The following is a 13986-nucleotide window of genomic DNA, read 5'->3' on the forward strand; positions in this document are numbered from 1 at the left end:
CACTTTTTCTTTCTCTTTCGCTGAGAGATCGGGCGGGGGGGGGGGGGGGGGGGGGGGGGGGGGGGGGGCCCCCCCCCCCCCCCCCCCCCCTCCCTCCCCCCCCCCCCCCACCGCCGCGGTCGGCTCCGCGTGTTCAGCGGACGCGGTGCCCGAACGCGTCCTCACGCGTGTAATAGCGGTAGAAGAACGTGGCGAAGGTGCATCCGGCGACGATCAGCGACATCACTACGGTCCGCCAGACCGAGTGGCCCGTCTGGATGTAGAGGAAGCCGAACGCGATACCGGTGCACGCCGTCCACAGCAGCGCGTGCACCTCCCGCGGCATCCGCGGGGCCAGCTTCAGCAGGGCGATGCACACCACCGCGAACACCAGCGCGCTGACCCATCCGAGCAGCAGGTTCCCTCCCGTGATGTCACCGCCCTGGCGGGCGTCGGCCGCGACCCAGTAGCCGTAGACGAGGCCCAGCACGACCGGGACGGCGATATGGGCGATGCGATGGGTGCGCGTGTCGAAGACGTCGGGCGGACGGGCGCGCCCCTCGGGCGTCCGGGCGCCGATCTCCGGCCTGACGCCGGGACGGGGCGTGCCGCCGGGCGCGGGTGCCGCTTGAGCCATGGGAGCACTCCTCTCTCTCCTTGCCCCCGCCTTCCAGAGCACACCTGGGGGCAGGGCCTGGCAAGTCGGCCGGGGGAGTGACGGGCGCCCGGATACGGCCGGTTCTCTCCCGTGTCTCACTGTTGGGACACCGGGAAACAGGGTCCTGGTCGCCCTGGGCGACTGCTGGCCACGGTGGCCTGCGCCGTGCGCGTGCGCAAGGAGAAGCAGACCCTGCACATCCAGGACATCGCCGGGAACACCCGGCGTATCGGGCCGCGCCCGCTGCCGCCGCGCCGGCGGGCCTCGACCACGCCCGGGTGTACCCGGCCGCCGACGCCGACGCCCGGGTCGGCGGGGACTTCTACGACATCCGGCCCGGCCCGCACACTCGGCCTCGGCGGCCTGCTGTCGGGCCTGCCGCCCGTGCACCGGGTGCCGTTGGCCGCCGACGAGCACGGCGAACCGGGACGTTTGCGGTCCTGAGGCGCGGGTTTGCAGCAGCAGCGGTTACCGTGCTGGCTGGAGAGCCGATCAGGGCCGACAGGGGGAGGACCGATGCCCGGAACCGTGTTGCTGCTCGCGGCCTCGCCGGTGGGCCGGGGGCGCCTGGTGGACGCGGCCGGTGTGCTGCCGGTGCTGGCCGCCGTGGCGCCCGCCGTGCTGTCCGGGACCGACACCGCCAACGTGGTGGAACTCGCCGACCCGCTCGAACCGCAGGCCGTCCTCACCCGGCTGCGCGCCGCCGCCGCCGCGCCCGGTCCGCTGACCGTGTACATCGCCGGCCAGCTGCAGCTGGACCGCCGGCAGCGGCTGCCGCATCTGGCGCTGGCGCGCACCACCGCGGCCACCGTCCGCTACACGGGGCTGCCGTGGCACTGGATCCGGGAGGAGCTGCGGTTGCGCTCCGCTGCGGACACGGGGCTTGTGGTGGACCTGCACGCGGACGACGAGGCCTGGCGGTACGTCACCGAGCGCGGGTTGGACTGCGGGCCCAACAGCGCTGTCTACGGTCGTGTGGTGGCGGTGGGCGGGCGGCGGGGGGTGGGGGAGCCGGCGTACATGAAGGCGGTCGCCACCTTGCTGAGGAGCGGTTACCGGCCGCCGCTGGGTCAGTTGCACGAGCAGGCGCTGGCTCGGGTCGGTGAGTCCGCTGCCGGCCGGGGGCTGGTGCTCGCCGTTGCCGGGGGCTGGGCCCCCAGACCTCCGGTCGCCCACCCGTCCACCCGCCTCGGCCGGCGCGGAGGCCACCCCGCCACCCCGCCCGGTGCCGAGCGGAACCCCCACACCGTCATCGGCACCGGGCAGGCCCTGGATGCTGTCATCGGCACCGGGCAAGACCCCCACGCCCTCATCAGTGCCGCCGTTCGGGCCGGGCGGCACGCCGATGCCGAGGTGCTCGCCGCCCGGCATGAGCAGTTCGCCGTGCGCGACCACGGGCCTGCCTCCGACGAGGCTCTGCACTGGGCCGAAGTCCGCGCCGACCTCGCGATGTTCGCGGGGGACGCGGTGCGCAGTTGCCGGGCCTGGCTGGCGGTCGCCCGGACCCGGCTGGGCGCGGGGCAGGCGGTGGACTCGCCTGCCGTGGAGGCCGCCGTGGACCGGGCCCACCACCAGTGGGGGCGGATCACGGACACGGCACCGGCCCGGGAACTCGGCCCCGCGCTCGCGGAGTTGAGGCAGAGCGTGCCGGGCCGCCGAAGCGGCGCGCTGGAGAACGTCCAGCGGCACCTGCGCCAGCTACAGGCGGCTCCGTAGCCCCGCCATCACGGCCACGCCACCGCGGCACGCGCTCATGCCGCAGACAGCATGGCCAGGGCGCCGGAGACGAGGGTGCGGACGCCGGGGGCGATCGTGCACAGGTCGGGTGCGAAGTGCGGGCTGTGGTTGCTCGGCACGGCCGCGAACTTCTCCGGCGGCGTGTCACCGGGGGCCTGCTCCCAGACCTCGGCGGGGGTGGTGGTGACGAACCAGTACGAGTACGGGATCGAGCCGAGCGCCAGCTCGGGGAAGTCCTCGCTGCCCATCGCCGGGCCCGGGTCGAACACCGTGCCCGCGCCGAAGACCTCCCCGTGCACGGCGGCCACGGCGGCGTCGGTGGCCGCGTCGTTCACGGTCACCGGGAAGGTGTTGCCGACGGTCACCTCCGGCTCGCGCGGGCAGCCGGCGGCCAGGCACTCACCGTGCGCGATGCGCCGGATCGCGGCCAGCATCCGGGTGCGCACCTCGTGTGACTGCGTGCGCAGGTTCAGCGAGATGCGGGCCTCGGTGGGGATGATGTTGTGCCGGGTGCCCGCCTCGATGCGGCCCACCGTGAGCACGGCCGGTTCGCGGGCGGCCAGCTCCCGGGAGACGACCGTCTGGAGCCGGGTGACCAGGTAGGCGGCGGTCACCACCGGGTCGACGGTCGACTCGGGCCGCGAGCCGTGCCCGCCCCGGCCGTGCACGACGATGTCCACGTCCGTCGCCGCCGACATGATGAGGCCGGGTGCGTGCGGGTACAGGCCCGCCGGGCCGGGCGCGGCATGCTGCCCGAGGAGCACGTCCGGCCGGCCGAACCGTTCGTACAGCCCGTCCGCGACCATCCGGGCCGCCCCCTGCCCGCTCTCCTCGGCGGGCTGGCCGACGAGCAGCAGCGTGCCGTTCCAGGTGTCCCGGCCGGCCGCCAGTGCCGCCGCGGCCCCGGCCAGCCAGGTGACGTGCAGATCGTGTCCGCAGGCGTGCATCACACCGTCCGCCGTCGAGGCGTACGCCAGCCCGGTCTCCTCCGTGACCGGCAGCGCGTCCATGTCGGCCCGCAGCAGCACGGTCGGGCCGTCGCCGTTGCGCAGCCGGCCCACGACGCCGGTGCCGCCGACGCCCTGGGTGGTGTCGAACCCGGCCCGCTCCAGCCGCTCGGCGAGCTTCCCGGCGGTGCGGTGTTCGCGCAGGGACAGTTCGGGGTTGCGGTGCAGGTCCCGGTAGAAGTCCTCCAGCCGCGCTGCCGGCAGGTCGGAGGTGAGGTCGAGAGCGGTGCGGGCGGCGGCAGAGGTCATGGCCGCAGCGTAGGTCGGTTCCGCGTCGTTGTCCCCGGATCGGCCGGCGCCCCCGCCCGTCCCCTGTGGCCGGCCCAGCCGATCCCGTGCCCCGTCAGTGGGGGGACATCGCCGCCGACGCCGTGGCGTGCGCGGCCGGAACCGACGGTGCCGCTGCCCGGGCCGGGCCCGCGTTCGCCGCGAGGACGAGGGTCGTCACGGCGACCACCGCCGCGGCGACGCCTCTGGCATACCGTGTGGCGGGCCGTTCGAAGGGTGCGGATGTACGTCCGATCACGGCGACCTCGCAACACGACAGCGGCGTATTAAGCAGCTTTAATTCGCCGTTTAACCTAGGGGTGCCGCAGCCTAACGGCAAGACGACACACGCGAGTTGGGGGGCACAGGCGATGCGGGAACGGGATGATCCTGCGGTCATCGGGCGGCGCGTGCAGCAGCTGCGCACGGAGCGCGGGCTGACCCAGCGGCAGCTGGCGGAGCCCGCCTACACGCCCGCCTACATCTCGACGCTGGAGGCGGGCCGGGCGCGGGCCTCCGACGAGGCGCTGCGGCACATCGCCGGCCGGCTGGGGGTGGCCTTCGAGGAGCTGGCCGTCGGCCGGCCCGCCCACCTCGCCACGGACCTGCGCCTGCGGCTCACCGGGGCGCAGCGGGTCCTCGCGGACGGCAGGGCCGAGGAGGCCGCCGTCCAGTACACGGCGCTGCGCGCGGAGGCGGAGACCCACGGGCTGGGCGGCGAGCAGGCCGCCGCGCTGCTGGGACTCGGCGAATGCGCGCTGGAGACGGGCGAGTTGGCGAAGGCGCGGGAGTTCTTCGAACGTGCCGAGGGGCACCTCGCGGACCAGTCCCTCCCGGTGCGCGTACCGGCCGTCCGCGGTCGCGCGGTCGCGCACTACCTCGCCGGTGAACTCCGGTACGCCGTCTACCTCCTGGAGTCCGCCCTCGACGAACTGAACCGGGGCGGACTGCATGATCCCGACGCCCTGCTGCTCCTGTACGCGAGTGTCATCGGCCCGTACATGGACATGGGCGCGCACGCCCGCGCCGCCCAGGCCGCCGAGTTCGCCCTCGCGCTCGCCCCGCGGGCCGCCGACCCCGCGCTGATCGCCCGGATGCACCGCTCGGTGGCGCGCACCCTGATCGCCGAGGGCCGGGTCGCCGAGGCCGACGCCTCCCTCGCCAAGGCCGCCGAGCTCTACCGCCAGCTGCAGCTGCGCACCGAGCTGGCCAACTGCCACTGGATGCGCGGTTACGTCTGCGCCCAGAACGGCGAACTGAAGCGGGCGGAAGCGGAGTTGCGCCAAGCGCACGCCATGCTCGCGCAGAGCCGGGCCGCTCTCTACCGCAGCCAGGCCGCCGTCGAACTGGCCGACGTCCTGCACCGCCGCGGCAAGTCCGCCGAGGCCGCCGGCCTCCTGCGGGGCGTCCTCGGTGACTTCTCCTCCGAACGCGGTGCGGTGCACGCCGCCGCGGCCCACCGCCTGCTCGGCATCATCGCCGAGGACGCCCGGGACACCGAGGCCGCCGAGGAGCACTACGTCCGCGCGCTCAGCCTCCTGGAACGCGCGGGCGCCGCCGGCGACCTGGCCGACCTGTGCCGCCTCCTCGGTGACCTGCTCCGCCGCACAGGCCGTGTCGAGGCCGCCCTCGACGCCTACCGCACGGGCCTGGGCCACCGCACGGCCCCGGGCACGACGACCCTGGGCCCGGCTCCGGCACAGCCACCGCTGTGAGGGCGGACGGCGACCTAGACCTTCGAGTCCCGCTTCCAGTCCTGGACGAGGAGCCCGAGCAGCACCTCGTCCAGGAACTCGCCCATCACCCAGGCCGAGGAGCGCAGCACGCCCTCGCGGACGAAGCCGTTGCGCTCGGCGGAGCGCAGCATCGCGGCATTGTCCGACAGCGTCTCGATCTGCAGCCGCTGCAGGCCGCGCACGACGAAACCGTAGTGGCACAGCACCGCGACCACGTCGGTGCCGTAGCCCTTGCCGCGGGAGGACGGCAGCAGGCCGAGCCCGATGTGCGCGGACCGGTTGTGGTTGTCGATGCCCCACAGCGTCGCCGTGCCGACCAGCGTGCCGCCCTCCAGCTCCACCACGGAGAACTGGACGCTTCCCTGGTTCTTGTCGTCCACCACGAGCCGCGGATCGTTCGAGCCGGGCGTGATCGGCCGCCACGGCCCGCCTTCGGCCCGTGAGGAGTTGACCACGTCGTCGTAGAGCTCGGCCCGCAGGACCGGGATGTCTTCCTCGTGCCGGGCCCTGAGCCCGACCTTGCCGCCTATGAGCATGTGAGTTTCCTACTGACGCCGCTGGCCGAGGACACAGAACTCGTTGCCTTCGGGGTCGGCCAACACGACCCACGACTGGTCGCCCTGGCCGATGTCGACACGCTGTGCGCCATGAGCCACCAGCCGGGCCACCTCGGCGTCCTGGTCATCAGGCCTGAAGTCGAGATGCAGTCGGCTCTTGGCCTTCTTGCTCTCGTCAAGCCGGACGAAATCCAGCCCCGGCAGGCGATCCGGCGCCGGGCGGATCTCGAACTCCTCGTCGGAGGAGTGGACCACGACCCACCCAAGAGCCTCGGCCCACCACTGCCCCAAGGCCACCGGATCCGCCGAGTGGACGATTACCTGTTCCCATTCCAAGGCCATCAGCCAAGCCTAGGCCCAGGGTTTCGAAAACACACTCGTATAAAGAGCGGGCCACCGCTCACCCCCGTGCCGGGCTCGCCGCCGCGGTGGCGAAGACGTCCGACCGGACGCCTGCCGCCAGATCCCCGGCCGCGGCCGGGAGATGAGCCGGTGTGGCCGGGTGCCCTCCGGTGGCCGGGTGCTCGGCGAACAGGGCGGTGGTCAGAGCGAGCCGGGTGGTGTACGCCGACTGCCACAGGGTCCGGGTGCCGGGGCCCGTGCCCGCGCCGCCGGTGAACACCGGCAGGGGGCTCACGGTGGCGTACTTCGCCGTGGTCGCGGCCGTGCCGGGGTCCATGACCCGGTGCCGGTCCGGGCGGGCCGTGTAGAGCGTGTGGCCGCCCCGGGTGATCCGGGCCACCGTGTACGGCGTCGCGTACGTGCCCTCCGCCGCCGCCGTCGCGTACACCGAGGCCACGGCCAGCGGCGTCGGGGCCGCGGTGCCCGGGAGCCCGGTCAGCGGGGCGCCGAGCCGGATGCCGGTGAACGGCCGCAGTGCCGTACCGGCCTCCACCGCGCCGGACAGGGCGTCGTTGAAGGGCTGGTGGGCGTAGTCCGTGCCGCCGTACAGGACGCGGACCGCGCCGTCGCCGGGGACCATGGCGACCACGGCCGCGTGCAGCCGGGTGCCCTTCGGCGGGTTCATGGCGCCCTCGCGCTCGCGCACCCGCTCCGAGACCGCGTACTGCGTGCTCAGGTCGAAGGTCGTACGGACCGTGTAGCCGCCGCGCGCCAGTTGGTCCTGCGAGATGCCCAGGCGGCGGGCGGCCTCGGTGGCCGCCGCGTCGATCAGGTACTGGCGCTGGCCGTCCGTGTCACCGGGCGGGTAGAAGCGGAAGGCCGGGAAGGCGGCCGAGGAGCGCTGCGCGGCCGTGATGCCGCCCGAGGAGCGCATCGCGTCCAGGACCCAGCGCCAGCGCTTCTGCAGCGTCGCGGTGACCTGCGCGTCGGAGCCAGCCCGTTCGTAGTACGTCGGCCGGTTGATGACGGCCGCGAGCGCCGCGCCCTGCGCCACCGTGAGGCCCTTGGCGTCCACGCCGAAGTAGTTTCGTGCCGCCGACTCGATGCCCGCCGCGCCCCGGCCGAAGTACACGGTGTTGAGGTAGCCCTCCAGGATCGCGTCCTTGGAGCGGGTGCGGTCCAGCTTGACGGCGATCAGCGCCTCGCGGGCCTTGCGGGTCAGCGACTGCTCGGGGCTCAGCAGGGCGTTCTTCACGTACTGCTGGGTGATCGTCGAACCGCCCTGACGCTCCCCGCCGGACAGCGTGGACAGGGCCGCGCGGACGACCGCGCTGGGTGAGACGCCCGAGTCCGTCCGGAAGGAACGGTTCTCTGCGGCGATCACCGCGTCCTGGACGTGCCGGGGCACTTGGGAGAGGGGCACGTCCTGCCGGTCCACCGGGCCGCGCCGGCCCAGGTACTCGCCCTCCGCGTCCAGGAAGACGGTGCTCTGGCTCACCGTCTCCGGGTGCGGGTCGGGTATGGCCGTGAGCAGGTACGCCACCCAGACCGTGCCGACGAGCGCGAGGACCAGTGTGAGAAGTCCCACCAGGACGCGCCGGGCCCAGCGGCCCCGGCGGCGGCGCAGATGCACGAGAAGACGCTTCACGAACGGACGCTTCACCGGCTGACGGTTCACGAGCCCACCCCGCCCCGCGCCAGCACCCTGCCGGCCCCGTCGTACACCGTGACCCGGGCGTCCAGCAGCACCCGCTTGTCGTGGGTGGCGGTGAACGGGGCGGTCGCGTACCAGGCGTCCCAGCCGGGGGAGCCCGCCAGCGTGAGCACGGTCCCGGGGACGCGGCCCGACGGTGCCTCCACCTCGACACGGGCGGCCGGTCCGCCGCCGTGGTGGACGCCGGACAGCAGCAGCCGCCCGTCCAGCACCTCCAGCCGGAGGGTGACCGCCGGCGAGCCCGAGGAGAGCCCCGCGACCGGCAGGAACTCGCCCCCGCCCTGCGGCGCCGACCAGTGCGCCCCGTCCTTCGTCAGCCACAACTCCGTTGCGGCCAGGGGCCGTACGCGCTCGCCGGCCGCCACCACCCGCACGGCCCCGGCCGTCCCGGTCCTTGCGGGCGTCGCGGGCCCGGACGCCGGCCTGCCCGCCAGTCGCAGGCCGACGTAGCCGAGCGGGCCCAGCACCAGCAGACAGCAGGTCAGCAGCGCCGTGATCCGGCGCCGGCGGCGCCGTGCCCGGCCCTCGCGCTCGATGGCCGCGAGCGGGACGGGTGTGCGGGGGGCCTCGTCCAGGGCGGCGGCGAAGGCCTCGCTCAACTCCTCGTGCAGCGCACCGGGTTGCCTCTGCTTCATGCTGCCCCCAGGGCTTTCAGCCCCCGTCGTTCGTACCACTTCACCGCGCCGACCGACCAGCCGAGCATCTCGGCGGTCTCCAGCCGGCCCAGGCCCTCGCCCAGACGCAGGACCAGCACCACCCGCTGGCGGGCGGGCAGGGCGGCGAGGGTGCGGGCGAGCCCGCCCTCGGGGCCGGACCCCGTGCCGCGCGGCCGGCGGCGCAGGTGCCGGCGCACCAGCAGGCGCCGTACGTGGAAGTCGGTGTCGTTGCCCGGGATGCGCCGCCAGCGGGCGTACGCGTCGGAGAGGGCGGCGCGCGCCAGGGCGTCGGCCCGGGCCGGCTCGCCGGTCAGCAGCTGGGCCGTGCGCAGCAGACGCGGCCAGGCCACGGCGGCGTAGCCGCCGAACTCGGGCCGGCGGCCGGGTCGGTGGGCGGGACGGCGGCTGGCTCTGGTCGTCATCGGTTCCCCTACGGTGTGTTTCCATGTGCGGCGTACGGGACCTGTACGCACCGTGAAGCGCTCCGGGTTGCACGGTGATTCGGGGAATTTGGGGACCGATGGCGGGGGTGGCATGACCGAGGACGAGTTCGACGCGTTCTACGCCACCGCGTTTCCCCGGCTGACCGGACAGCTCTACGCCTTCACCGGGGATCACGGCGAGGCGCAGGACGTCGTGCAGGAGGCGTTCGTACGGGCCTGGGACCGGCGGCGTGACTTCCTCGCGGACGGGGCGCCCGAGGCGTGGGTCAGGACCGTCGCGATGCGACTCGCCGTCAGCCGGTGGCGGCGCGCCCGGCGGTGGCTGGAGCTCGTACGGCGCACCCCGCCGCCGGAGTCCGTCCCCGGGCCCGATCCCGGGCACGCCGCGCTCGTCACCGCACTGCGCACGCTGCCCGAGGCCCAGCGGATGGCCGTCGTCCTGCACCATCTGTGCGACCTGAGTGTGGAGCAAGTAGCCTCGGAAACCGGGGCCCCGGTGGGTACGGTCAAGGCCCGCCTGTCCCGCGGCCGCGCGGCACTGGCGCGGGTGCTGGGCGAGGGGGAGAGGGAGGCCGACCGTGTCCGATGACCGCGGCTACGACGCCGGCCTCGACGGCACCGGTACCGGACGCCCCGCCGAACTGTCCGGAGCGCTGCGCACGTTGGCTGGTGAGCACCAGTGCGCACCGCCCGTCCCCGGCGCGGAGATCCGCCGTCTCGCCGTACGGCGCGGCCGTCGCCGGCGTACGGCCGTCGCGCTCGCCGGGGTCGCGGCCGCGGCGGCCGTCGCCGTCACCCTGACCGCCGGCCTCGGCCACGACTCCGGCCCCGGCCGCCGTACCACCCCGGCCACCGGTCCCGGCGTGCGCCCGAGCCCGGCCCCCTCCGCGACCGAGGCCGCCGACGCCGTCGTCGACCTCGGCAGGATGACGATGACCGTCGACGGGCGGGTCCTGCCCGTCTCCTCCGGCGTGCCGGGACAGCCCACACCCACCGGCCGGTTCACCGTCATCGGCAAGTACCAGGCGCGGTCGCCGAAGGCAGGGAACGGCCTCGACGGCAGTGGCAGCGGCAGCGGTGGCGGCGCGGCGAGGCCGACAGCCCCATGGGGGATCGAGCTGCGCTCCGCGGACACGCGCAAGGCCACCTTCGCCATCGCCCTCGCCCACGACCCGGAGGCTCCCGGCGACCACCCCACCACCGACGGCTGGATCGGCCTGCGCGAGGCCGACGTCAAGTGGCTGTACGCCCGGCTGGACAAGGGTGCCGTGGTGCTGGTGACGGGGGGGACGCCGACGGCCGGGCCGTCCGCGTCGACGCCGTCCTAGGACGCTCACCCCGGCAGGCCCGAGGATCAGACCTGCGCCCGCCCCTGTCTGCGGACGTCCGCCAGGCGGAGCGCGCCGACCTGGACGACGGCCTGGGTCGCGTCGTTCGGTACGTCGCCCAGACCGCCGTTGGTGAACGCGAAGGCGTCCTCGCCGACCCGGACGGCGGCCAGGTCCAGCGAGAGCAGGGCCTCCTGCCCGTCCGGGGTCACGGCGGCGACGCTGATGTGCAGGCCCTGGCGCGCGTCGCCGACCTCCGGCAGCGGGGCGTCGGTGACCTGGACGTCCTCGAGGATCCCCAGTTCCGTGGTGGCGGTGAAGCGCGCACACCGCGCCGGCATCGTGCCGAGCCACTGCAGCGCCGCGTCGACGTCGGCGGGACGGCGGGCGGCGATCTGGTAGCGCAGCTGGGCGTCGGTGTCGGCGTCGTCCAGGCCGATGGCGACGCGGGCGGGGCCGCCGAGGAGTTCGTCGGTGTAGAGGGCGTCCAGCAGCGGCTGGCAGTCGCCGGCCTCGGTGGTCGCCTTCAGCAGCCCGTCCCGCCAGGTGGCCGCACCGGCGGTCGGCGTCCAGGGGGCGCCGAGGTCGGTCTGGGTGACGAGCGCGGCCTGTGCCTGCGCGTCGGTGAGGGTGGAGCCGTCGGCCCGCGCGGACGGCTTCGGCGCCGGGGCCTGCTTGTCGATCGTCGGGAGGGGCTGGGGAGCGGTCGCCGGGTGCTTCAGACCGAGAGCCGCGCAGCTGCCCAGGCCGAGAAGGCCGGCGACGGTGAGCCAGAGCGGGAGGCCACGGGGGCGTATCGCGTCGGTCATGGCAGAGGTGCCTCCTGGGCTGCGGGCCGGTGGGGTGCCTGCTCTCACGGCACCACCGCCCCGCCCGCCTCACCAGCGCTTGGGTCCGTCCGGGTGAGTGCCCGGCCGAAAACGCCTCGACCTGCGGCTTCACGGCGGCTACGGTGGGCGTATGCAGCGCGCCCAGCAGTGCCCGAAGAGCACGACGACGCCGGATACCGTCCCGGCGCGCTGACACCTGACCAGCATCGAAGCCCCGGGGCGAACGCCCCGGGGCTTCTGGCGTGTCACGGGGTGTTGGCCCCTCCTGGCGAGGAGGAACCCCCATGGACGACCGTCTGCCCGACCACCGCCGGCTCGGCCGTGAGCTGGACCTGTTCGACACCGACCCGCTGATGGGCGCCGGCCTGCCGTACTGGCTGCCCGACGGCGCGGTCGTACGGCACACCCTGGAGGAGTACATCCGCGAGGCCGAACGCCGCGCCGGGTACCGGCACGTGTACTCGCCCGCGCTCGGCAAACGGGAGCTGTACGAGATCTCCGGGCACTGGGACCACTACAGCGACGACATGTACCCGCCGATGCGGCTGGGACCCGATGAGTCCGACGAAGTGGTGCTGCGCCCCAGCCTGTGCCCCCACCACGCCCTGATCTACCGCTCCCGCTCCCACAGTTACCGCGAACTGCCGCTCAGAATCGCCGAGTTGGGCAGCATGCACCGTGCCGAACTCTCCGGTGTCCTCGGCGGACTGACCCGCGTACGGGCCATCCAGCTCAACGACGCGCACATCTTCTGCACCCTGGACCAGGCGGTTCAGGAGGCCCGTGCCGCGCTGGAGCTGATCGGCCGTGCCTACGCCGACCTCGGCATCGAGGCCGTACGCCACCGTCTCTCGCTGCCCGGTGAGGGCGGCAAGTACGTCGCCGATCCCGAGCTGTGGCGCCGGGCCACCGAACTGCTGCGGGAGGTGCTGGACGCGTCCGGGGTGGCGTACGAGGAGGCGGAGGGCGAGGCCGCCTTCTACGGCCCGAAGATCGACGTGCAGATCGCCGACCCGGCCGGCCGTGAGTCCACCCTGTCCACCGTGCAGATCGACTTCCACCAGCCGGCCCGCTTCGACCTGCACTACATCGGCGCCGACGGCGCCAAGCACCGCCCGGTGATGGTGCACCGCAGCATCATCGGCAGCGTCGAGCGGGCCGTCGCCCACCTCATCGAGGCGCACGCCGGCGCCTTCCCGGCCTGGCTGGCCCCGGTCCAGCTGGTGGTGCTGCCGGTCGCCGAGGAGCAGGAGGAACAGGCGGCGGCGGTCGTACGGCAGGCCCTGGAGCTGGGCCTGCGGGCGGAGCTCGCCGGTCCCGCCGGCGGCACCCTGGGCGCCCGGATCCGCGCGGCCCGCCTGGTGCCGTACCAGGCGGTGATCGGCGCCCGTGAGGCCGGGGCCGGGCTGGCCGCCGTACGCCTGCGGGACGGCCGGCGCCCCGGGGAGCTTCCGGTGCCGCAGCTGCTGGCCCGGATCACCGCCCGGGTGGCCGCACGCGGCACCGGGCTGTGGGACTGATCGCCGGTGGACCGACGGCTGTGCGACTGATCGCCGTAGGGCTGATCGCCGTGCGCTGATCTAGGGTTTGAGCGTCGGTACGACGAAGGAGGCCGCTGTGACCGGTCAGCCCATCCCCGTGATCATCGACTGCGACACCGGCGTCGACGACGCCCTGGCCCTGCTGCTCGCCGTACGCCACCCCGGCCTGGACCTGCGGGCGGTGACCTGCGTGGCCGGGAACACGGACGTCGACGGCGTGGTCCGCAACACCCTGACCGTGCTGGAGCAGGCGGGCGCCCCGGACATCCCGGTGGGCCGGGGCGCCGAACGCCCGCTGATCGAACCCGCCCGCTCGGCCCGGCATGTGCACGGCTCGGACGGCATGGGCGACCTCGGCCTGCCCGCACCGGCCCGCCGCCCCGCCGACCTGGACGCGGTCGCCCTCCTGCGCCGCGAGATCCTCGCCTCCCCCCGCCCGGTCACCCTCATCCCCACCGCACCGCTGACGAACATCGCTCTGCTGCTGCGCAGCCACCCCGAGGTGACCCGCAACATCGAGCGGATCGTCTTCATGGGCGGCGCGGTGGCCGTCGGGAACGCCACGCCGGTCGCCGAGTTCAACGTCTGGCACGACCCGGAGGCGGCGGCGATCCTGCTCACGGCCGGCGTGCCGATCACCATGTACGGCCTGGACGTGTTCATGCAGGTCGTGGTGGACGCCCCGGACGTCCACCGGCTGCGCGCGAGCAGCGACCCCGGCACCCGGCTGGCCGGCGAACTCCTCGCGCACCGGCCGACCACGCAGGGAGAGGCCCCGGAGGCGGAGGAGGCGGGCGGCCTCGGCGACGCGGGCGCGGTGTGCGCGGTCGCCGACCCGGACGGCATCACCACCCGGCTCCTGCCCGTCGAGGTCTCCCTGGCGCCCGGCCCGGCCCGGGGCCAGACGATCGTCGACCGCCGCCCCCGCCCCGGCGAGTCCGAGATCCACGAGGGCAGGCGCGAACAGGCCCTGGTGGACGTGGCGTTGCAGGTGGACGTGGACCGGTACGTCAAGCTGTACCTGCAGACCGTGGAGCGCTAGCCGAGGCGGACCGCGGGCAGACGATTGTCGTCGGCCTCGACGACCAGGATGCGGCGGTGGCAGCCCGGACTTGCGGCGGTGGACGGCCAGATCACTCGCGATATCGGGGCGGTGGAAGGCGACGGTGACCGCCACCGTCCGGCACCTGA

At 74.4% G+C, this 13986-nt stretch carries 15 protein-coding genes and 1 pseudogene; 7 read left to right on the top strand and 9 right to left on the bottom strand.

Annotated features, from left to right (window positions below; translation table 11 throughout):
* Positions 1–133 precede the first annotated feature (133 nt).
* Positions 134–616 carry a hypothetical protein gene (locus ACZ7GZ_RS09940; RefSeq protein WP_471022516.1) on the bottom strand — a complete coding sequence of 161 codons (483 nt, stop codon included), beginning with the start codon at positions 614–616 and terminating at the stop codon, positions 134–136.
* 156 nt (positions 617–772) lie between these two features.
* Here ACZ7GZ_RS09940 and ACZ7GZ_RS09945 point away from each other — a divergent pair.
* Both ACZ7GZ_RS09945 and ACZ7GZ_RS09950 read left to right on the top strand, forming a co-directional pair.
* Positions 773–984 (top strand): annotated as a pseudogene (locus ACZ7GZ_RS09945) (serine/threonine-protein phosphatase); the annotation flags it as partial.
* 169 nt (positions 985–1153) lie between these two features.
* A complete protein-coding gene (locus ACZ7GZ_RS09950) occupies positions 1154–2353 on the top strand; it encodes a hypothetical protein (RefSeq protein WP_471022517.1) in 1200 nt (399 codons plus the stop codon).
* A 35-nt stretch (positions 2354–2388) separates the two neighbouring features.
* On the opposite strand, the gene ACZ7GZ_RS09955 is transcribed toward ACZ7GZ_RS09950, so the two are convergent.
* On the bottom strand, positions 2389–3630 hold the full coding sequence (locus ACZ7GZ_RS09955; RefSeq protein ID WP_471022519.1) for an amidohydrolase: 1242 nt from the start codon (positions 3628–3630) through the stop codon (positions 2389–2391).
* A 94-nt stretch (positions 3631–3724) separates the two neighbouring features.
* Complete coding sequence (locus ACZ7GZ_RS09960; protein WP_471022520.1) at positions 3725–3907, bottom strand: hypothetical protein; 183 nt, start codon at positions 3905–3907, stop codon at positions 3725–3727.
* 112 nt (positions 3908–4019) lie between these two features.
* Here ACZ7GZ_RS09960 and ACZ7GZ_RS09965 point away from each other — a divergent pair, with 112 nt between their 5' ends.
* Positions 4020–5363, top strand: a complete 1344-nt coding sequence (locus ACZ7GZ_RS09965) for a helix-turn-helix domain-containing protein (protein ID WP_471022522.1) — start codon at positions 4020–4022, stop codon at positions 5361–5363.
* A gap of 14 nt (positions 5364–5377) precedes the next feature.
* On the opposite strand, the gene ACZ7GZ_RS09970 is transcribed toward ACZ7GZ_RS09965, so the two are convergent.
* From ACZ7GZ_RS09970 to ACZ7GZ_RS09990, 5 genes are read right to left on the bottom strand one after another with little or no spacing between them, the layout of a single operon-like run.
* Complete coding sequence (locus ACZ7GZ_RS09970) at positions 5378–5920, bottom strand: GNAT family N-acetyltransferase (RefSeq protein ID WP_471022524.1); 543 nt, start codon at positions 5918–5920, stop codon at positions 5378–5380.
* Positions 5921–5929: 9 nt separating this feature from the next.
* Positions 5930–6283, bottom strand: coding sequence for a VOC family protein (locus ACZ7GZ_RS09975; RefSeq protein WP_471022525.1), 354 nt, complete (start codon positions 6281–6283; stop codon positions 5930–5932).
* 58 nt (positions 6284–6341) lie between these two features.
* Entirely contained in the window at positions 6342–7931 is a 1590-nt protein-coding gene (locus ACZ7GZ_RS09980) for a transglycosylase domain-containing protein (protein ID WP_471022526.1), read from the bottom strand.
* A gap of 26 nt (positions 7932–7957) precedes the next feature.
* Positions 7958–8632, bottom strand: a complete 675-nt coding sequence (locus ACZ7GZ_RS09985) for a hypothetical protein (protein ID WP_471022527.1) — start codon at positions 8630–8632, stop codon at positions 7958–7960.
* Positions 8629–9075 carry a sigma factor-like helix-turn-helix DNA-binding protein gene (locus ACZ7GZ_RS09990; protein ID WP_471022528.1) on the bottom strand — a complete coding sequence of 149 codons (447 nt, stop codon included), beginning with the start codon at positions 9073–9075 and terminating at the stop codon, positions 8629–8631. The genes ACZ7GZ_RS09985 and ACZ7GZ_RS09990 overlap by 4 nt, the downstream gene beginning before the upstream one ends.
* A gap of 112 nt (positions 9076–9187) precedes the next feature.
* Between ACZ7GZ_RS09990 and ACZ7GZ_RS09995 the strand changes: the two genes are divergently transcribed.
* On the top strand, positions 9188–9685 hold the full coding sequence (locus ACZ7GZ_RS09995) for a SigE family RNA polymerase sigma factor (RefSeq protein WP_471022529.1): 498 nt from the start codon (positions 9188–9190) through the stop codon (positions 9683–9685).
* On the top strand, positions 9675–10424 hold the full coding sequence (locus tag ACZ7GZ_RS10000; RefSeq protein ID WP_471022530.1) for a L,D-transpeptidase: 750 nt from the start codon (positions 9675–9677) through the stop codon (positions 10422–10424). Before ACZ7GZ_RS09995 ends, ACZ7GZ_RS10000 begins: the two co-directional genes overlap by 11 nt.
* A gap of 26 nt (positions 10425–10450) precedes the next feature.
* Here the strand turns inward: ACZ7GZ_RS10000 and ACZ7GZ_RS10005 are convergent, their stop codons facing one another.
* Positions 10451–11233 (bottom strand): hypothetical protein, encoded by a 783-nt coding sequence (locus tag ACZ7GZ_RS10005; RefSeq protein WP_471022531.1) that lies wholly within the window; start codon positions 11231–11233, stop codon positions 10451–10453.
* 305 nt (positions 11234–11538) lie between these two features.
* Between ACZ7GZ_RS10005 and thrS the strand changes: the two genes are divergently transcribed.
* A complete protein-coding gene (gene thrS, locus ACZ7GZ_RS10010; RefSeq protein WP_471022532.1) occupies positions 11539–12774 on the top strand; it encodes a threonine--tRNA ligase in 1236 nt (411 codons plus the stop codon).
* A gap of 97 nt (positions 12775–12871) precedes the next feature.
* On the top strand, positions 12872–13837 hold the full coding sequence (locus tag ACZ7GZ_RS10015) for a nucleoside hydrolase (RefSeq protein ID WP_471022533.1): 966 nt from the start codon (positions 12872–12874) through the stop codon (positions 13835–13837).
* Positions 13838–13986: the final 149 nt, after the last annotated feature.

This window comes from Streptomyces sp. NPDC037288, from assembly GCF_055603265.1.